The sequence below is a fragment of the Myxococcus guangdongensis genome, assembly GCF_024198255.1.
In the GTDB taxonomy this organism is placed as follows: Bacteria; Myxococcota; Myxococcia; order Myxococcales; family Myxococcaceae; genus Myxococcus; species Myxococcus guangdongensis.
Map to the genome: position 1 here is coordinate 33,135 of NZ_JAJVKW010000019.1, position 19,308 is coordinate 52,442.

The following is a 19,308-nucleotide window of genomic DNA, read 5'->3' on the forward strand; positions in this document are numbered from 1 at the left end:
CGCTAGAAGCGCGTGAAATCAATCTGCAGGACGGGGGTGTCCGCTTCGATGTCCCGCTTGAACCGCCCCCACCGGTCGAGCGTGCTCTCGTCGAGCACGGCCGGGTCGCGATACTGGTGGAACAGCGCGTAGTTCATCGAGCGCTGGAGCGCGAGCAGGTCCGGCACGGCCGCGAGCCACTCGCGCTCCATCGGTCGGTGCTCCCGATACCCTTCGAGGAACGGCCCCAGGAACGCAGTGACGGCTGCGTCGCGCGCATCCCGCTCCTCGCCACGCGCGATGTAGAAGAGGAGCACCGCGATGTCCTTGACGAACCACGCGTACTCGCTGTTGTCGAAGTCGAACGCGGTGATCTTCCCTTCCGCGAAGCAGAAGTTGTGCATGTGGAGATCCGCGTGGATCAGCCCGTAGCTCTCCGGCGTTCGCGGCAGCTGGTTCAGTCGCGCGATGATGGCCGCGGTGCGCTCGCGAACGAGCTTTTCCTCGGGGGGCGCGAACCGGTCGATGTCGACCACGTCGTACTCATGCCATTCCTGGCGCTTGAGCCTGGGGCTCGACGGCACGTAGGTCTGGGCGCGGTTGTGGAGCCGCGCGAACAGCCGGCCCAGGTCGCGGAACAGCGGGGCCTTCCAGTAGCGCTCCTTGAGCGGAGGCGCGTCGTCGAAGACGATGCCCGGCGCGCGCTCGAACGCGGTGGCGACGAAGTAGCTGCCGGGCTCGCGGTCTTCGATGCGCTCCACGAACTGCCCCGAATCGGAGAGGACCGGCGAGGCGATGGGGATGCGCGCGGCGGCCAGGTAGCGGACGAACTCGACCTCCCCCAGCGTGTAGTCGATGGTTCGTCGCGTGCTGTGCGAGATGCGCAGGATGAGGCTCTCGCCGTCGTCGTTCTCCGCCTCGTAGACGAAGTTCTCGAAGGCCTTCAGCTCGGTGAGCTGCTCGGGCGACAGGCCATACCGGCGCGCGGCCTCATCGCGAATCGGTTCGTGGAAGCGGCGGACGAGCTCTGGATGCATCGAATCCTCTAGTCCTTCAGCGTGAGGTTGCGCTCACCGTAGCTCAGCACGGTCGAGGCGGCGTGGCTGGTGACCGAGACGCCCAGGCCGCGCGCGAGGGTCTCCGCCAAGGGGGGGCCATTGCGCGGCCTCGTGAACGCAGCCAGGTCCATGCCGGTCAGGGGGTGATCCTCGCGCCGGAGCCGCTGGTTCAGCATCGACTGCTCGCGCTCGACGACGCGCAGGCACCGACGCTCGAGGGCGAACACACTGGCAACGACGCCAGCGAGCTCACCGCAGAGGGGCTCCGCCACGACCTTGTCTCCCGGCAGCCCATGCGCGAAGAACTCGGCCAGTCTCCGCTGACTCGTGGCCTGCTCGGCGGGGTCCAGCGTCGACAGCTCATCCAGCGAGGTGCCCTGGGGCGTGCCGGGGAAGGCCTCGCCAATGCGGGCGAACAACCAGCGGCTGAGCTTGATCTCTCGCTGGTAGGTCTCGACGAGGGGGAAGTCGTCCCGGAGCAGCGGGTAGCGCGCGACGTCGATGGGCGCCTCCACGAACTCCTGCAGCGCGGTGCGCGGGAGGTGTCCGGCGAACGCCGCCCGGAGCCGCTCGTGGAGCAGCCCCTGGCTCGCCCCGAGGAAGCGGACCACCGACTCGACGCGCTGCCCGAGCAGGCCGTAATCGAGCGCGGCGTCGAGATCCCCGAGGCGCGCCGCGATGTCGGGCTGGACATCGATGGGCGCTGGGGCCGCGCCGGTCAACACCTGCATGTACTCGTTGATCAGCGCCGGCGGCCCGGCGCACACGCCGTGCGGACCATGGAAGACGGCGTGACGCTCGGCGTAGTCCATGATGGTCTGCGCGGTGACGGGCTGCTCGGGGGCCTCGCGCACCAGGTCGTTGGTGACCAGGCGGACTCCGTCGATCAACCGGAACATGGCCGAGAGCCCGCTGTCGAGCTCTCCGTTCCGCGCCGGGTCGACGCCCCGCACCAGCACGTACCCCACCGACGCGAGCGTGCAGACGACCTGCATGTGGAGCTCGCCCGCGGTGAGCACGCCCGGGGTCCGGGGCGGCATGCGCGCGAGGTAGGCCCGGCGGAACTGCTCCGTCAACGAGAGCAGCTCCGGCCACTGACGCGCCATGCCCTTCATCGCGGTCACGTTCATCGGGAGCTCGCTCTGGTAGCGGCTCCCCGCGTAGTGGCACTGCTTGCGCACGGTGGGGAGGTCGAGGAACAAGGTGCGCGGCGCGACGTTGTTCTCGCCCACCTGTCGGCCGTCACTGTCGAGCGCCGGATGCGCCACGCGGTAGACCGGCACGACCACCTCGAGGTTCGACAGCTCGAAGGCCCGCCCGAACGCCTGTTCGGTCAGCACGGGGCAACGATTGTCGTGGGCGCCGAACGTGAGCGGCTCACGCCCGGCGGGCACGTCTCCCAACCGCTCAGGGTAGGACACCGCGGTGCGGCCCACGGGCGCCTCCGAGACGCGCCTCAACACCCGCTGCTCCATCAACATCTCGAGCAGGTCCCGGATCTTCTCCCAGGAATGGGGCGCGCCGTCCGACCACGCCATGGCGTCGGAGGCTTGGAACTGCTCGAGCTGGAGCAGCTTCTCACCCAAGGGCGCGATGTCCGGCTCGTCGAAGATGAGCTCCACCTCGCCATAGAAGAGGTGCAGGACCTTCTGGCCATCACCTGCGTCGATCCGGTCGTGCGTGAGCCGCTTTCGATTGGGAATGTAGAGCAACTCATCCGCTTGCAGCTGTGCCATGGCTTATCACTCCCGATTCAGTGTGACGTCGCGCGACCAGGTGCCGCCGAGCGAACGATAGACCGCGACGCGATGGTTGAGCAGCAGCCGCTGCGCTTGCAGACTCGCGCGCTCCAGCCCGACCAGATTCGTCAGGGCGGAGAGCACCGTCAGATAGTCCGAGCGCCCCTGCTCGAAGAGCCGCCTCGCCTCGTCCAGGAGCTGCCGCCCGAGCTGGACCTGCGCACGCAGGGCGCGCAGGCTCGTCGCCCCGGTCTCCTCCTGGACCACGGCATCCTGCACCCGTCCGATCGCGGTGTTCAGGGCGAGCTGGTATTGGACATGGCGACGGTGGAGCTGGATGGGCAGGCGCTTGTGCTCGGTGAATCGCCGTCCGTCGAACAGGGCCCAGGTCAGGTTCACTCCGGCGAAGGACTGGCCGAGGACCGGCTCCGAGAGGCCGACCTTCGCGGCGCCGATGCTGCCCACCAGTTCAATCGTCGGAAGCCAGCTCGCCCGGTTCGCGTTGATGCGGTGCTCGACCTCGGCGACACGCAGCTCCGCGAGCCGCATCTCGGGCGTGTTCGCGTTCAGGTCTCCTGGCGATCCGAGCCTGGGCGAAGGAGGAAGGTCGGGGAGCTGTCGCTCGGGGGGAACGATGTCGTCCGCGGGGCTGGGGACCCGGCCCAGCAGCGCCTTCAGCTCCGAATTCAAGAGCGCGTTCCGGGCGGAGATCAGCGGCACCTGCGCTTCGAGGTTCAGCAGCAGCTGCTCCTGCTGCAGCACCGCGAGGTGGGGCGTGAGGTGCTGCTCGAACCGCGCTTGAATCAGCCGGAGCAGCTCTTTGTTGTAGTCGATCTGCCGCTGCGTCAGGTCCCGGAGCGCGCGGGCCTCGAGGATGTCGAACCAGACCTGGGTGATGCGCAGCGCCAGGTCCTGGACGCGGGCCTCGGTGAGCTGCCGCTGCTGCTCCGCGAAGTTCATTCCCGCGCGGCGCTGCGCGGCGAGGTTCCCGAACAGGTCGACCTGGTAGGACACGCCGAAATCGGCGGTGGCGAGGCTGTACCTGGCCTGGGTCGCCGGCGCGGGCGGAACGATGGCGACCACATGACTCAGCCCCGCCGGGTTGAGGATGCCGACCTGGAGCGGGTACCACCAACCTTGCGGCACGTTGGGGTCCAGCTGGTTCTCGTAGATGAGGTCCCGCACGTCGTGCAGGACCAGGCTGTTGCCGAAGCACTCCTGGATGGCCGTGTCGAGCGCCGGGTCAGCGAACGCCGACCACCAGACCTCGTCCTGGGTGACGTGCTCCGCGGGCTGCGCGGGCCCGCCCTCCTTCGGCGGCGGAGGGCTTGGAGCCGCACCCTCGGGTGCGCTGGACGGTGGGGGCGGCTCGGGGCGCGGCTCGACGGCGGTCGAGTAGCTGCCTGGCGCCGGAGGCGGTGTGACGACGACGGGACGGACCAGCCCACAACCGGAGCAGGTCGTCGCGAGGAGGGCGAGCGTGAGTCGAAGGCTCATGGGTGACTGACGACCACGAGGGCTTTCGCGTGGTTGAGGACGCAGCGCTGCGCGACCCGCATGGTCTCGGGATCCAGGGAGGCGAAGCTCTCATCGAGGATGACCAGCTCGACCCCCTGCAGCAGCGTGCGCGCGATGTAGAGCCGGCTCTTCTCGCCGTGGGAGAGCTGCCAGCCGGTCTCGCCGATCATCTCCTCGAGGCCCGCGGGCATCTTGGCGATCAACTCGTCCAGCCCGAGCTCCTTGCACAGCGCGGCGGCCTTGGTCCGCAGCTCGGGCGAGGTCGGCCACTCGCGCCCGAGCAGGAGGTTGTACGCGAAGCTGCCGGACAGGACGTGGTTCTCGTGGAACTGCGGCGCGGCGGTGATGCGCTTGCGCCAGCCCGAGGAGCCGAACGTCGCGCGGTCCAGCGCGTGCAGCAGCATCACCCCACCCTGCGGCGCCCTCAGGCCCGTGAGCAGCGACACCAGCGTCGACTTGCCACCGCCCGAGGGGCCCTCCAGCAGGATGCGGTCATCCTGCGCGATCTGGAACGAGCAGTTCTCGAGCACCGGCCGGGTGCGCGCGTCGTGCCGGAAGGTCACGCCCCGCGCCTCGATGAGGGTCCTGCTGGCGGCGTCCGTGGGCTGGCCTCCCTCCATCTCCAGTGGAACCTTCGATTCCAGCTCGGGGCGGCCCACCGCGAGCAACAAGTCGCGGATCTGCTCGAACGACACCGCCGCCTGGGAGACCTGCTGGAAGTAGACGGAGACCTCGTCGAAGGCCCGCAGCGCGAGCAGGACGCCGCCCACGGACACCGCCAGCGCGCTTGCATTGGCGGTCCCGGTGCTGAACGCCGGCAGCAGGGTCAAAAGGGCGAGCACCAGCCAGCCGTCGCGCAGGAGCGCGGTCAGCTGCATGGTCCTGCGGTCCATGACCTTCGAGACCTCGGAGTAGGCGCTCAAGCGGACGTCTTCGCCGTCATGCCAGCGCTCGAGGGGGAGCTGCGCCAGCCGCGTCCGATGGCCGAGCATGCGCTCGAGCAGGTCGTGGGTGATCTCCACACGCGAGTTCGACCAGGTCCGCTGGACGCCGTAGTGGCGGCGCGCGAGGACGAACGCGACCACGACCCACAGGACGAGCACCAGCGTCTGGGGCCACCCTCCCGCCCCGAGCACGAGGATGGCGCCCGCCAGGACCAGGTCGACGAGCGACAACACCGCGAGCAGGGCGCCGCCGACCGCCAGCTGCTCGACGACCTCGGCCTCGGCGACGCGGCCGAAGTGGCGGCCGATGCCGTCGAGCCGCACCTCGTCGGGGGTCAGCTTGAGGGTCCCCGCCAGGAGCTGCTGCTTGAGCAGCGTTCCGAGCCGGATCGAGAACACGCCCTGCCACCACACCTCGAGCATGCGCAGCGGAATCGCGCAGGCAATCACGGCGATCCACCCCAGGAACCAGCCGGTCTCGAGGTGGGCCTGGAGCGCGGCCCGGCCGAGCAGCCAGAACGAGCCGGCCAGCACCAGCGAGAGGAGCGTGTGGCTCACCAGGATGCCGGCGACGAGCGACGGGATGTCGCCGAGCAGCGTCCGCCGGCTCGCGGTGCGCCGGGGGCGCATGATCCACCCGGTGCGCAGCTGCGCCTGGCCGAGCCGCTGCAACAGCATCTTCGAGCGGGCGTGCTCGCGCGCGCGGGGCGACATCTCCACGCCGGCGAGCAATTGGTCCACCTCCGCGACGGTCGCCTCCTGCTCCTCGCGCAGGAGCGCGAGCGCGCTCTTGCTCGGGACCAGGACCACCGCGCCTTCGCGCGCGAGCAGGCGCAGCTTCCCGCGCCGCGTCCCCAGCAGCACCAGGTAGGACGGGACGCCGGCTCGCCGGACCTGGAGGATGCAGGGCGCGGCGCGCGCGAGGACGTCGGGCAGCTCGTGGTAGAGCGGCGTGATCGGCTCGAGCTCCACGCCGAGTCGATCTCCGAGCGCGAACATCCAGACCCGGCTCGGCTCGACAGCCGCCGCGGGCGGAGCGATCTCTCCCGCGGGCCTGCCATAGCCCTGCCGCTGCGCCAGTTGCTCCAGCGCGTCGGGCAGTCGCTCGACCGGCCACAACAGGTCGGAGTGCGAGGCCGTCATCCCACCAGCTCCAACCCGCCCGCGGCGGGCTTCTCCACCGGCTTCGGCGCCGGCTTCTCCACCAGCTGGCCGCCCGACAACCACCAATGGCGCCAGTTCCCACCGCCCCAGAGCAGCGTGCGGTTCTCCTGGTCGGCGCGAAGGAGCACGGCGTACCGCGAGTCCTTGTTCGCGAGCAGCTCCTTCGGCGACCCGTTCTCGAGGATCCGACCGTTCTCGACCACGAGCACGCGATCGAACTCCTGGGTGTGCTCGACGTCGTGGGTGACGCAGAGGAGCGTGATGTCCGCCCAGAGCCGCCGGGACTCGGCGAGGAGCCGCGCGCGCCGGTCGCGATCCAGCCCGCGGAAGGGCTCGTCGAGGATGGCCAGCCGCACGCCGGAGCGAAGCATCGCGCGCGCCAGTCGCACGCGCTGCCCCTGGCCGCCCGAGACCAGCCCTCCGCCTTCGCCCAACGACGTCTGCAGCCCGTCTGGGAGCGCCTCGAGGATGTCGAGCATCTCGGCGCCCTTCAGCGCCCCCGACAGTGCCCAGCCGTGCGCGCCGTCGTTGCCATACCGGAGGTTGTCCAGGAGGCTCTGGTTCCAGAGGCTGATCGCCGGGTCCACCCAGGCCGAGGTGCGCCGCAGCCGCTCGATGGCGGCCTGGTCGAGCACCTGCCCGTCGACCCGGATCTCCCCTCGCGCCGGCCGGAGCCAGCCGAGCAGCAGGCCGACCAGCGTCGACTTGCCCGCGCCGGAGACGCCGACGACGGCCACGTGCTCGCCGGGGGCGATGTTCAAGGAGACCTTGTCGAGGATGGTGTGACCGCCGCCCTTCACGCGGACCTTCTCCATCACGATGGAAACACCGCTCGCGGCCGCCGGGGACTCGGGCGCGACAGGCGCCTGCGCTGGCACCTCGGGCAGGGCCCGCGGCTCCTGGATGTCACCGATGACGTCGAGCAGCCGACGGACCCGGTTCATCGCATTGGGGAACGCCCGGCTCAGCATCATCAGTCGCTGGCCGAGGATGGGGAAGCGCAGCGCCCAATAGACCACCAACAACACCAGCGAAGCCCGGCTCGTGCCCGCGAGGTACGAATAGACGAGCAGCATGACGAAGGCGTAGCTCACCAGCATCAGCACGCCTTCGAACCCGACCGACAGCGTCTGCAGCCAATAGCGCGCCTGGGTCCAGCTGACGAGCAAGGTCTCCTGCGCGCGGCGCAGCGACCGCTCGGCGCCGTGGATGCGGATCGGCGTGAGCCCGACGAGCGCGTTCAGGGTGAACCCGCTGAGCGCGCCCGAATGCATCTGCACGCGCAGGTCGGGCTCGAAGAGCAGCTTCTGCGCGAGCAGGGGCACCAGCAGCGTGACGGCCGCGAGCGCGAGCACGATGTGCCAGGCGTACGGTGCGGCCCAGATGAGCGCGGCGGTGATGCTCACGACCTCGAGCGACAGAATGGCGGCCTGCGAGAGCAGGAGCGGCAGCGACCGCATCGCCTGGATGTTGTGCGTACGGGACGCCATGTCGGAGGCGAGCCGGCTCTGGAAATAGCGGTCCTCCATCTCCGGGAGCTTCTCGAAGTACGCCTTGCGCAGCCGCACCTCCAGCCGGCGGCCGATGCCGAGCAACCCCAAGGAGATGGGGATCTGGATGAGCATGAAGCAGAGCGCGACGCCCGCGAGAACGGCCATGCCCGTCGCACGCTGCGCGAACGTGCCCAGGTCGCGCCCCAGGTCGAGCACGCCCCGGAGCATCAGCGCCTGCAGGAGCCGCCCGAAGGTGGCGAACAGCAGTCCCACCGCGATCAGGCCCGGAACGACCCACGAATCCTGGCCCCGCAGGCGCAGCAGCGTCCGCGCCGGGCTCACCTGCTGGGCGACGAGCTCCGTCGCCAGGTCGCTGGCGAGCACGGCCCTGGGCGCGTCTTCGCCCTCGCGCGGGGCCTCGCGCCAACCGCGAACCCGCATCAGCACCGCGCCGGACATCGACAGCTCGCCGTCCACCTCGGGGTTGGGGCGGACGGACCAATAGGTCGCGGGAATGGGCACTTCGCCGGAGTCGTCCTTCGCCATCATGGACTGCAGCAGCCCCGCCGCCGTCCGGCCTCGCCGGATGGCGCCCGCGCGAATCATCGCCTCGGACGCCCGACACGCGGCGTCGAGCCTGGCGATCGACAGGTACCCGGGGTCCTCGAGCGCCCGGGCCACCAGCGCCCGCGCCTGCGTCGCGCCCAGGTCCAGCAGGCGGCGCTCGAACGTCGCGACCGCCTCCTCGGTCCCAGCCCACTCGCGCCAGCCAGCCTCCGGAACGGAGGTGGTGTGCTGATACAGGTGGCTCAGCAGCGTCGAAATCCGGGTCCAGTGACGGCCCGCCGCCGGGTCCATGACCTGGATGAACGGGCCGACGCGCTTCCACAGCACCACGAAGTGCGGCCGTCCTCCCGCGCTGAGCGTGACGATGATGGCGGGGAGCGCCTTGGCTTCGGGGACCACCACGTGGTCGAGCGGAAGCATCACCTGCTCGGAGTCGAGGCCGAGCTGGTTCGCGACCTCGTCCAACGTGACGATGGAGGTGCCGTCGACGTCCGTCTGACACACCTCGCGAAGGACGCGATAGTTGAGCTCGGCGCCCATCCCCGCGAACAGGCTCTTGAGTGATGCGGGGCCGCAATCCGTCGCCGAGATCTGGATCACCTCGGGAATGACTGAGCGCCGGCGCCTGGGAGCAGTCATGGTCAGCGGGCCTCGGCTTCCGGCCGAAACACCGTCACGGGCGGTTGCTCGGGCTGCGGATTCCATTCGCCGACCGACCGCATCAGCAGCGCGACAGGCGACGCCCGCGCGACCTCGACCTCCACCGTCAGGGTCATGCCGTGGCGGAGCTGGATGCGGGGATCCTCCGGCGGCGCGAACTTGAGCTCGACGCGCACCGTACCGGGAATGGCCTCGGGGGTGGCGGTCTGGCCGGGCTCGGTCCCGACGGCCGTCACCCTGGCGGGGACCGTCCCGTAGATGGTCATCGGGTAGCCATCGAGCTTGAGGCGCGCCGTTTGGCCGGGCTCGATCAACCCGACGACCTCCTTCGGGAAGCGGGCGCGCACGCGCACCTCGGCATCGCTCGCGACGATGGTGCCGACCCGCTGCCCGTCGGCGATGAACGCTCCCGAGCCGAGCTCCGCCACGTCGACCAGGTGGCCCGTGGCCGGCGCCCGGTACAGCTTCCGCTCGATCTGGTACTCGAGGCGGTCGATGGCGCCCTGGAGCTCCCGGATCCGCCCCTCGGCGCCCAGCGCCTCGCGCTCGAGCGTCAGCAGCTGCGCGGCGAGGGCTTGACGGCGCACGTTCTGCTCGCGCCGCAGTCGGGTGATCGCCAGGCTCTGCGCCGTCTGCGCGGAGCGGAGCGAGTCGACATCGGTCGTGCGCTCGAGCTTCTCCATCTCCGAGACCGCGCCCGTCGGGCCCTTGAGGGCCAGCTCCGCGCGCTCCACCGCCAGCCGGTGCCTGGGCCCGAGCTCCTGCTCCCGCTCCAGCGCCTCCTTGATCGCGACCTCGTCCACCCCCGCCGTCAAAGCCGCCTCGTCACGCTTGTTGGTGATCTGCTGGCGGATGATGGCGAGCTCCTTCTCGGTCGCGGCGAGCGTCGCCTTGCTCCGCTCGAGCTCGAGGCGCTCGGCCCGAGCGTCGAACTCGATGAGCAGGTCGCCCTCCTTGACCGTCTGGTCGAGCTTGAGCAGCGAGCGCACGACCCTGCCCGCACTGGGCGGCTCGATGCGATGGACGGCGTTGTGTGGCTCGATCCGGGCCTGTGAGCTGGCCTTGACGAGCGGGACCTTGGCGAAGAACGACCAGGCCACGAGCCCGCCAGCGCACAACACCATCAGAGCGACGAACACGAGGCGCGTGTCCGACTCGTAATTCAGGGAACGAAGGGTTCGCTCGAAGGGATATGCCATGGTCCGCGAACGAAAGTCGCCTTAATCGTCGCGCCGTGTCAACACCTCGGAAGCTGCTTTGGGATTCACGCGCCCATTGACTGAATACAGCCGCCTCGATGCAACACGGGGCCTCATCCACATCGCCGCAATGCGTCGCACATTGATCGTTTGTTCGATTTGACATCCAGACTCGATTACACTTAGCGTTCGTCTTGAAAGGAGGCACACATGAAGATCAAGATCCACGTCCGCGGCGGCCCCAAGGCTCGCTAAGTAGTGAGTTGTCTTGACGCCGGATGTCTCGGCGGGTCGTACCTCATTTCAGACTGTACGAGAGGAGTTGATGGGGCTCATTCCATCAGCTCCTCTTTTTATTTCCGGCAACGTCTTGCCCCTACAGGGACTCGCTCCTGCCAGGTTGCTCGAGCCCCCATCAGGCGGCACCTCAATCCCAACCTCGCGAGTCGGGCAGGTCCGCCTGGCATTCATCCCTGCTACGCCGTGTGCCACGCGGCATGGATGAGTGAATCAGCCGGCTTGAGATGATTTCGCGCCAGCCACGCGCCTGATGAATCAACCACCCGGAGTGAAGGCTGGCGTGCAGTGGAGAAGCCTACCCGAAAGGTGCGGCCACCCTCCGAAGCAATGTCTTGGGGCGTCCTGACGGAGGTTCTTCAGTGAACTTCTCACCGTCCTCGCAAGACTTCTTCGTCGTCACTGGATCCACCCGTCGGCCGGAACCAAGCCCCCAGCCTGGAGTCTCAGGACCGCGCCCAGGGCCCGCGGGTCCAGCTCGAAGAGCGCCTCCGCCCACTGCGCCAGGTAGCGGTGAGCCTCGAGGTCGTTGTCGCATGAGAGGTTTCATCCGGTGCGCTTCACTTCATGCCCCGGACCTCCATGGGTGGCGTCGGCGACGCGGATGGCAACGCGCTGGGCGAGCCTTCTTCGCGAGCCTCGGGTGCAAGTGGCCCGACCGGCGAAGTTCCCGCGCTCACGAACCGTGGCCTGCCCCACCCGGTCGCTGGGACTCGGCGAGGGCGGTGGTGCGCGCGCATCGGCGCGGTCCGGAGGACCCGTCTCACGTTCCCTCGGAGGCCTGAAGTCGCGACCTGAACCCCCGAGGGCGGGAGGCCCTGTTGCCAGCGCCCTCCGCCATGCGCCCGGACCGCCAGTCCGCCCCGAGCAGGCCTCCCCGAGTCCCCCCGCGTCGAAGTCCTTGCGGCCGCCTCTAGGTCCCGCTATACGGGCGTCACTTTGTGGCCAGGTAGCTCACCTGGTTAGAGCGGCGGTCTCATAATCCGCAGGTAGTCGGTTCAAGTCCGACCCTGGCCACTGCCCCGGAGTCACTTTCCCAAGTGATTCCGGGGTTTTTATTTTCCGGGCCCCCGCTCCTCCGGCCCCACCCTACCCCCGCGCCGCCAGGCACTGGCCGGCCTGCTGCGGAGGGACCTGGGTGGACGCCAACGCCCACAGCCCCCCGGAAGGCCTCCACTCCACCAGGGACACCTCGGCGCCCCCCTGGGCGTGAGGGCCCAGCACCACCGCGGTGAAGCGCTGCTCCAGCCGGGCCAGTCGCTGGTGCTCCGGGACCAGGGCGGGGTTGCGCTGGAGCTCCTGGAGGAAGTCCGCCCAGACCGACGCGGGGGCCTCCGGCGCGGGCAGCCGCATCAACCAGGTCCACGTGCCCGTGTTGGCGTAGAGCAGCCCCTCGTCCTGCCGCCACCGCGCCGCGTGGGTATGCCCCAGGAGCACCACCCCCGCCCGGTACGTCCGCGCCAGCCGACACGCCTCGTCCCACTCACCCCGCCTCGGCGCGAGGTCGAAGCAGCGCTCGCTGGCGTCACCCGCGATGCACCGATGCCCCCGGGCATAGAACTCCAGCGCACAGCGAAGCAGCTTCTGCTGGGCCCGCTCGAGCGCGGGCTCCGCCTCGACGAAGTGGACCTGCCCCACGCCGCACAGCTCCGCCAGCGCCTGCTGCTCCTCCAGCGTGAGCCCGGCGCCGGCCACCCGCTGGGCGAGCCCCAGCTCCAGCTCGGAGTCCTCCAGCTCGAAGGCCAGGGCGCTCACGCTCCGGCGCAGCAGGTGCCAGCCCATGTGCAGCGAGGACCGCTGGAACACGAGCTTCACCGCGGCCGGATTGACGGCGAGCGCGGCCAGCAAGGCCCCCTGGAAGTCGGGCATGAGCAGGTCCAGGAAGCGCATGCCGTAACGCCGCTTGAGGGGATTGAGCAGTTGCTTCACCAGCAGCGAGCCCGCCGAGTAGCGATACCCGGAGGCCACCACCCCCTCCGGCGCCCCCGGCCCCGGCAGCCGGGCATGGTCCACCTCGTTCCACGGGTCATGCTGCTCACCGTGCGCCAGCAACACCCGCGTGCCCCCCTCCTCCAACACCCAGGGCACGTCGCCGCGCTGGAAGACGAGCCGCCGGGCCACCCGCCACGGCTGACGGAGCGCGCATCGGAAGACGGCCTGGACCTCGGCGAGCGCCAGCTCCACGTCGTGGTTGCCCAGGCGAATCACCACCTCGCCCTCCGCCGCCAGCACGCGCCCGAGCGCCTCCAGCACCGCCGCCGTGGGAGGCGCGGCCACCAGGGCCCGGGCCTGCTCCACGGCTCGCGCCACCTCGAGCCCCAGCGGGTCGTCGTTCATCAGGAAGTCCACCGAGTCCCCATTGAGCACCACGCGCGTGGGCACGTGCGCGAGGGTCTCCAGGAAGGCGGGCAGCGCTTCGGCGCCAGCGAAGATGTCATATCCCTGACCGTTGCCCAGGTGCAGGTCGCTCAACACGACAGTCCTCATACGGATGACTCCTTGGTTTGACTCGAGGAAACGTGGAGGGGACCTCAGCTTCCGGGGCGCAGGGCCCTCAGCGCCGCGAGCCCGGCCTCCGTGTAGACCCGCCGCCACTGCTGGAGCCGCTCCACGGGCACGCCGACACGCAGGGCCAGCGCGCGCTCGGACTCGCCGCCCCGGAGCATGGCGAGCACGGCCCGCGCCATGTCGTCGACATCCAGGGAGGCCTGGCTCGTCAGGGGAGCTGGGGTGACAGGCAGGGCCTCGGACCGGGTGAGCGGCAGGCGCACGGCGGGGTCTCCCAGGAGGACATAGCCCGCGAGGTCCTGCCGGAGCATCCACAGGTGGGCGAGCGCCACGGCATCGACCGGGCTGGCCTGTCCTGACTGCCGCGCGAGTTCCTCCTGCTCGTAGAGCGTGGTGAGCTCCGTGTTGGCCATGAGGAACGAGCGCAGGAGCGCGCTCAGGCCGACTCCGGCGCGACAGCCCTCCACGAGCCCGCTCAGCATGCCCAGGAACCGGGAGGGGCGGTCCCTGGCCGCGCGCCCCATCTCCTGGAAGGAGTACGTCCAGGCCAGGTCCACGTGTCCGATGACGGCCAGCGGTCCCCGAGGGTTGGCGAGGACGGCCTGGGGGAGCGCCGCGACGAAGGGAGGCGCGCCTTCACGAGGCAGCGACGCCATCAGCCGTTCCAATCGGCCCGGGTACTCCCCTGCCTCCCGCAGACGCGAAAGCCAGGGGTGAAAGACACTTCGCGACGGAGTGCCCGCGCCGAAACAGGCGAGGAAGAACCAGAGGCCCCCCGGCACGAAGGGCGCCGTCGCGAGCGCGCTGGGCTCCAGGACCCCCTCCCGCCCCAGGCTCATGGCCCCCTGACGCGCGCGCTGCTCCTGGAGTGAGCGCCATCCGTCGCGCGGTGCCCCCAGGCCGTGGCTCATGGTGAAGAGCACGGACGCGTCGGCCGTGGCCGCCTGCGTGAGGAGCTGTTGCGCGGACCAGGAGGAGGCACTTCCCACCTCGGCGGGCAGCGCGGCGAAGAGGCCTCCGTCCTCCTGCCTCCTGCGCAGGCTCTCGAGGCTGGGGGCCATCAGCGCCTGGTAGCCCACGGTGGTGGCGGCCGTCCCGTCATGGGCGGTGAAGAGCAGCGCGCGAGCCTTGCGGATGGGCGCGGGAGCACGACTCCAGCGCAGCACCTTGTCCACATACGCCTCGTAGCCCGCGTCCGACGAGAAGGTGAGCCGGCCGGGAAAGCCGTCCGCGGCGAGCACCTGCTGTGTCTCGAGGGAGACGCCGTCGAAGTCGCCCAGGAGCAACAGATAGGCGGGGCGCTCCGCCTCATCCACCGCCTCGTCACACAGGACGGTGTCCCTCCACCGCGCGGCCTGGACGGCACCGAGGCCCGGCGGCGCGCGGTACACCCGCACCGCGGCGCCCTGCTCCTCGGCACGCGACGCACACAGCGGACCGACCAGAGCCAGGAGCCTGTCGCCCACAGCGCCCTCGGGCACCACCACGCCCCAGCGTTGATCCACCAGCGAGTTGGGGTCCCTGTCGGGGCGGCTCAGCACATCGTCCGCCGGGGAGGTATCCCGCACGGGGGGCCGAGGCTGATGACTGGCCGCGGCGAGAGGCAGGGCATTCTCCAGCACGGCCCGCTGTTCATTGGCGTGGGTCAGCAGCAACTCGAAGTCCATTCCAGGGGGGCATTGCCATTTCCTTGCCAGCTTCGACCGAGGTGGAGGCGTCTGACATCCGCCCGGGAGGACGTGACGCTGGCGCGTCAGCCTCCGTCATTTACGCGTCAGCCACCGCGCCAACCTCCCGCGAGGCGGCGTCGGCCCGAAGCCCCCGTCCTGGTTTGTGCCTTGCAGTCGTGGAAGCAACACCTCCCCACTGGCGCTCCGCGGACAATGACTACCACTCCCGGTTTCCGAGGCATCCCCAGCCGCTGGTGTCCGCGTGACTCAGCCGGGGTGAAGCCACCCCTGTCCCTCCTCGGGGGCCGGTCAAGCGCAACAACCTCCATGCTAGCATTTGACTCAACCTTGCCCGCGGCGCGCGGTCTACACAGACGCGCCGACGTGAGGAGCACCGATGCGTGAGTGTTTCGAAGCGGAGTTACGCGTCGCACAGGCTCGCGGGGTGGTGTCCCCGGACGAGGCCGAGGCCCTGCTCTCGAAGAGCCGGCGCGAGGGGCACCATCCCCTGATGCTCCTCGTGGAGACCGGCGTCATCTCCGAGGACACCTTCCTGGAGATACAGGCGGTGGCCCGCGCGGACCTCACTGCGCCTCTCGACTCGCCGTTCCCCAGCAGTGAGTCGACTGCGATTGACGAGACGCTCATCCCTGGAGCCACCGCCCCGCGCCCAGGGGAGGCCCTCCTGCCCGGCTCTCCCACCCTCACGCTCAACCCCACGCCGGCGGCGCTGGAGACTTCATCCCTGGAGCCAGCCTTCCCGGTGCCGGGCTGGGAGCGCTACCAACCCATCCGCTTCCTGGGCCAGGGCGGCATGGGGCGCGTCTATCTGGCGCATGACCCGCTCCTGCGCCGCAACGTCGCGCTCAAGTTCGTGCGCGGGGATGACCCGGACCTGGTGCGGCGCTTCGGCACCGAGGCCCAGGCGCAGGCCCGCGTCGAGCATGAGCGTGTCTGCAAGGTGTACGAGGTGGGCGAGGTCCGGGGGCAGCCGTTCATCGCCATGCAGTATGTGGAGGGGCGCTCGCTGCTGGAGGTGGCTCGGGAGTTGTCGTTGGAGCAGACGGTGATGGTGATGAAGCAGGTCACCGAGGGTGTGCACGCCGCCCACCGAGCCGGGCTCATCCACCGGGACATCAAGCCCTCGAACATCCTCGTCGAGCGGGGCGAGGATGGACAGTGGCGGCCGTTCGTCATGGACTTCGGCCTCGCGCGCGACTGGCAGCGGGAGCACACCGTCACGGGGACGGTGCTGGGGACGCTGCACTACATGGCGCCGGAGCAGGCCCGGGGTGACATCCGGCTGCTGGACCGGCGCGCGGATGTGTACGGCCTCGGCGCCACGCTCTACGTGCTGCTCACCGGCAAGATGCCGATTCCGGGCGACAACAACCTGGAGGTGCTCACCAATCTCGCCAACCAGGACCCGCGCCCTCTGCGCCAGTGGAACAAGAACGTGCCGGCGGACCTGGAGGCCATCGTGCTCAAGTGCCTGGAGCGACAGCCCGCGCACCGGTACGACTCGGCGCGTGCGCTCGCCGAGGACCTGGAGCGCTTCCTCAACGGCGAGGCGGTGAAGGCCCGGTCCGTGGGCTCGTGGTACCGGCTGCGGAAACAGGCGCGCAAGCACCGCGCGCTGCTCGCCATGGCGGCGGTGCTGGTGATGATTGTGGGCTTCGCGCTGGGCCAGGCGATGCTGGCACGCAGGGAACTGGAGCGAAGAGAGAGACAGGCACACCACTTCGGTGAGCGGGCCAGGGACGTCCATAGCAGGACGCGCATCATGCAGCTCAGCCGTCTGCATGACACGACCGCCGAACTCAAGAACCTGCGTCAGGAGTTGGCAGCCATCAAGCAAGAGATGGAGCGAGGCGGAACGTCCGCGCTGGGCCCGGGACACTATGCTCTCGGACTCGGATGGTTGGAGCTCGGAGAGCCCGACAAGGCACGCCATCACCTCGAAGCCGCCTGGAAACTCGGCTTTCAGCAATCCAGTGTCGTCTCCGGGCTGGCCCTCGCGTATGGCCAGCTCTACAACCTCCGTCTTCGTGAGGTGAACCTCGATATTGAGTGGCTCGCCCACTTGCGGAGCCTGACCGCGATCGAGCCCACGTTGAAAGAAGATGACCTGGCTCGAACGTATCGGGAGCACGCAATCCACTGGCTGAATCTGAGCGAGGAATCCCGCACCCTTCCTCGCGAGTACATCGCCGCGCTGCTGGCCTTCTATCGGGGCCACTCGAACGAGGCGCTCGCCAGGCTCGACGAGCTCAAGGTACCAGCCCCCGGCTTCTACGAAGCAGCCAAACTCCGGGGAGACATCTTCTTCAGGCGCGCGACGACGCCGTCCGCTCCCGCGGCGCACAATCCAGAGCAGACGGCGCAAATCCTTGCGGACCTCACCGCTGCTCGTGAGCAGTACATCCAGGTCACCGACACCGCCCAGAGCTGGCCCGAAGCCCACTTCGCGCTGGCGCGTGTCGATGCTGAATTGCTGTTCATGTCGTCTCCTCCGGGTAGCGACAATCAACAAGAGCGCCAGGAGCATGGGCGGAAAGCTCTCGAGCATCTCGAACGAGCGGTCAGGGCCTCGCCGGACCACGTGCCTTCATTGATACTCACAGCCATGGTTCAACGGAATCTCGCCGGATTCGAGCAACGTGCTGACGCTCAGCAGGCCATCCTCCGCAAGGCCATCCAAGCGGGAACAGCCGCCGTGGCACTCGCGCCTTCGAACACACTGGCGCGAAAGGAGCTGGCCATGGACCTCCGGGAACTGGGGGCGAGCATTCAAAGGGAGGGGCTGGATCCTCGTGGGCCACTGAATCAAGCACTCGAGGTCCTGGAGAAGATTCCAGCAAAGGACCATGACTACTATGTCCACCACACCCGGGCCCTCGTGTTCATCGTGATGGCGGATCACGCAGACTCGACGGCCATGGGCCTGCAGTATCGAGACAAGTCGATTACAGACCTCAACGCCACACTCACCCTCGCAGACCGCTACAGCCCGGCACTAAACAACCTGGCAGATCAACACATCTCACGAGCCGCCCATCCCCAGAATCCAAATCGAGAGAAGGACCTTCAGCTGGCGGGAAAAGCATTAAAACAAAGCCTTTCGCTCACCCCCAAGAACCCGTCCGTAATCTATCGAGAGGGTGATTACCACCTGGTCTGGGCGCAACATCTGCGCGACAAGGACGAGGATGGGCGGCCCTCATTGAAGGCTTCAGTCGAAGCCTGCCGCAGAGGCCAGGCCATCGCTCCACGCAGGGCGAGTCTCTTCTTCATCGAAGGATTGGCGTGGATGGAGCTGGCACGAGCGGCCTGGGAGCTCGGTGAGCCTCCCTTTCCAGACCTGGTGCATGCCCAGAGAGCGTTCGAGCAAGCCCGAACCGTCGCCCCCAAGAACAAGCTCGCCCACAGCAACCTCGCGAACCTGCATGCCACGCGCGCGGAGTATCTCCACAGGCTGGGGAGAGATTTTCTTTCGAGCCTTCATGACGCACGTCTCGCCGCGCGGGAGGCAACGAAGCTCTCCCCCACGGCGTTCGCACCGCGAAACAATCTCGGGAACACCTCCCGGCTGCAGGCCGAACACATGCTTGAAAGTCAGGGCACCCCGGGTCCTCATCTCCCCCTGGCGCTGGAAACACTCGGACACATCCGGGCGGATGAAAAAGGCGACGAACACACCGTGTTGTATCTGGCGCAGGCGCAGACATTGCAGGCCCGCGCGCGGACGCGACAGGGTGGCGACGCGGACGGCGACTTCGAGAAAGCGGAGCAGACCTACCGTGCCGCCGTCGAGATGAGCACCACGCCTCTCGATGCCCGGCGCATCCACGCTCGCCACCTCCTCGAATGGGCCACCTGGAGACGTCAGACCGGACGCGACGCCCGCCCCCTCGTCGACCAGGGCCTGGCGCTGCTCGACGAAGTCCTTCGAGCCCGGCCCTCCTGGGCCGAAGTGCGCGCGCTCCACGCCAGCCTCCGGTTGCTGCGCTCCGACGACCCGCAGACATCGGCTCGAGCACGGCAAGACCTGCGGGACGCGCTGAAGGACAATCCCAATCTGCGCTTCGAATGGGAGAAGCGCGCGCACCTGAGTGTCTCGCGCGTTACGGACTGAAGGCCGCCTGGGCTCCCTCGTCCTCCGAGGCGAGCCTCGCGGTCATCGCGCCCTGCAGAATACGAAAAGCGGTCGCTGGCCCGAAGAAGCCAACGACCGCTCCTGATTCAGCGCCACGAACGCGCGGCACTACGCGTGCTCGGGATCCTCCACCTGGGGATTGGTGCTGTCGGCGAGGCCGCCCTTGGAACCATTGTCATCATCATCGAACGGAATCGGCCTGCGATCTCCGGGGCGCGGCTCCTTCCTGGGCTCGACGCCGTCGTGGCGCTGTTCGGGGAGAGCGGAACTCCGCTCGGAGTCTTGCGTGCTCATGGTCAGACCTCTTGTCACTGGGGGTGGAGGACCCATCGCGTCGGGTCCGTTCCCACCATGAG

Annotated in this window: 10 protein-coding genes and 1 tRNA gene; 2 read left to right on the forward strand and 9 right to left on the reverse strand. The window is 68.9% G+C overall.

Annotation, left to right across the window (positions count from 1 at the left end; all coding sequences use genetic code 11):
* Positions 1 to 2 precede the first annotated feature (2 nt).
* Genes LXT21_RS39165 through LXT21_RS39190 form a run of 6 tightly spaced genes read right to left on the reverse strand, consistent with a single transcriptional unit; the run spans position 3 to position 10,321 of the window.
* On the reverse strand, positions 3 to 1,016 hold the full coding sequence (locus LXT21_RS39165; protein WP_254043354.1) for a phosphotransferase enzyme family protein: 1,014 nt from the start codon (positions 1,014 to 1,016) through the stop codon (positions 3 to 5).
* An 8-nt stretch (positions 1,017 to 1,024) separates the two neighbouring features.
* Positions 1,025 to 2,773 carry a hypothetical protein gene (locus LXT21_RS39170; RefSeq protein WP_254043355.1) on the reverse strand — a complete coding sequence of 583 codons (1,749 nt, stop codon included), beginning with the start codon at positions 2,771 to 2,773 and terminating at the stop codon, positions 1,025 to 1,027.
* Between the two features lie 6 nt (positions 2,774 to 2,779).
* Complete coding sequence (locus tag LXT21_RS39175; RefSeq protein WP_254043356.1) at positions 2,780 to 4,273, reverse strand: TolC family protein; 1,494 nt, start codon at positions 4,271 to 4,273, stop codon at positions 2,780 to 2,782.
* On the reverse strand, positions 4,270 to 6,381 hold the full coding sequence (locus LXT21_RS39180; RefSeq protein WP_254043357.1) for an ATP-binding cassette domain-containing protein: 2,112 nt from the start codon (positions 6,379 to 6,381) through the stop codon (positions 4,270 to 4,272). Before LXT21_RS39180 ends, LXT21_RS39175 begins: the two co-directional genes overlap by 4 nt.
* Positions 6,378 to 9,101, reverse strand: coding sequence for an ATP-binding cassette domain-containing protein (locus tag LXT21_RS39185; protein ID WP_256572367.1), 2,724 nt, complete (start codon positions 9,099 to 9,101; stop codon positions 6,378 to 6,380). Before LXT21_RS39185 ends, LXT21_RS39180 begins: the two co-directional genes overlap by 4 nt.
* Before the next feature lie 2 nt (positions 9,102 to 9,103).
* Positions 9,104 to 10,321 (reverse strand): HlyD family secretion protein, encoded by a 1,218-nt coding sequence (locus LXT21_RS39190; RefSeq protein ID WP_254043359.1) that lies wholly within the window; start codon positions 10,319 to 10,321, stop codon positions 9,104 to 9,106.
* Between the two features lie 1,240 nt (positions 10,322 to 11,561).
* Here LXT21_RS39190 and LXT21_RS39195 point away from each other — a divergent pair.
* Positions 11,562 to 11,635 (forward strand) — tRNA-Ile (locus LXT21_RS39195).
* A 72-nt stretch (positions 11,636 to 11,707) separates the two neighbouring features.
* Here LXT21_RS39195 and LXT21_RS39200 read toward each other — a convergent pair.
* Positions 11,708 to 13,105 (reverse strand): metallophosphoesterase family protein, encoded by a 1,398-nt coding sequence (locus LXT21_RS39200; protein ID WP_254043360.1) that lies wholly within the window; start codon positions 13,103 to 13,105, stop codon positions 11,708 to 11,710.
* 44 nt (positions 13,106 to 13,149) lie between these two features.
* Positions 13,150 to 14,793: a helix-turn-helix domain-containing protein gene (locus LXT21_RS39205; RefSeq protein ID WP_254043361.1), complete on the reverse strand. Its 1,644-nt coding sequence runs from the start codon at positions 14,791 to 14,793 to the stop codon at positions 13,150 to 13,152.
* Positions 14,794 to 15,193: 400 nt separating this feature from the next.
* Here LXT21_RS39205 and LXT21_RS39210 point away from each other — a divergent pair, with 400 nt between their 5' ends.
* The gene (locus tag LXT21_RS39210) at positions 15,194 to 18,931 is read left to right on the forward strand and encodes a serine/threonine-protein kinase (RefSeq protein WP_254043362.1); all 3,738 of its coding nucleotides are present in this window, start codon (positions 15,194 to 15,196) and stop codon (positions 18,929 to 18,931) included.
* Between the two features lie 129 nt (positions 18,932 to 19,060).
* Here the strand turns inward: LXT21_RS39210 and LXT21_RS39215 are convergent, their stop codons facing one another.
* Positions 19,061 to 19,246 carry a hypothetical protein gene (locus LXT21_RS39215; RefSeq protein ID WP_254043363.1) on the reverse strand — a complete coding sequence of 62 codons (186 nt, stop codon included), beginning with the start codon at positions 19,244 to 19,246 and terminating at the stop codon, positions 19,061 to 19,063.
* Positions 19,247 to 19,308: the final 62 nt, after the last annotated feature.

Excerpts from the sequence above, each read along its gene's own strand:
- LXT21_RS39165 (WP_254043354.1), bottom strand. The coding sequence starts at position 1,016 with ATGCATCCAGAGCTCGTCCGCCGCTTCCACGAACCGATTCGCGATGAG.
- LXT21_RS39170 (WP_254043355.1), bottom strand. The coding sequence starts at position 2,773 with ATGGCACAGCTGCAAGCGGATGAGTTGCTCTACATTCCCAATCGAAAG.
- LXT21_RS39175 (WP_254043356.1), bottom strand. The coding sequence starts at position 4,273 with ATGAGCCTTCGACTCACGCTCGCCCTCCTCGCGACGACCTGCTCCGGT.
- LXT21_RS39180 (WP_254043357.1), bottom strand. The coding sequence starts at position 6,381 with ATGACGGCCTCGCACTCCGACCTGTTGTGGCCGGTCGAGCGACTGCCC.
- LXT21_RS39185 (WP_256572367.1), bottom strand. The coding sequence starts at position 9,101 with ATGACTGCTCCCAGGCGCCGGCGCTCAGTCATTCCCGAGGTGATCCAG.
- LXT21_RS39190 (WP_254043359.1), bottom strand. The coding sequence starts at position 10,321 with ATGGCATATCCCTTCGAGCGAACCCTTCGTTCCCTGAATTACGAGTCG.
- LXT21_RS39200 (WP_254043360.1), bottom strand. The coding sequence starts at position 13,105 with ATGAGGACTGTCGTGTTGAGCGACCTGCACCTGGGCAACGGTCAGGGA.
- LXT21_RS39205 (WP_254043361.1), bottom strand. The coding sequence starts at position 14,793 with ATGGACTTCGAGTTGCTGCTGACCCACGCCAATGAACAGCGGGCCGTG.
- LXT21_RS39210 (WP_254043362.1), top strand. The coding sequence starts at position 15,194 with ATGCGTGAGTGTTTCGAAGCGGAGTTACGCGTCGCACAGGCTCGCGGG.
- LXT21_RS39215 (WP_254043363.1), bottom strand. The coding sequence starts at position 19,246 with ATGAGCACGCAAGACTCCGAGCGGAGTTCCGCTCTCCCCGAACAGCGC.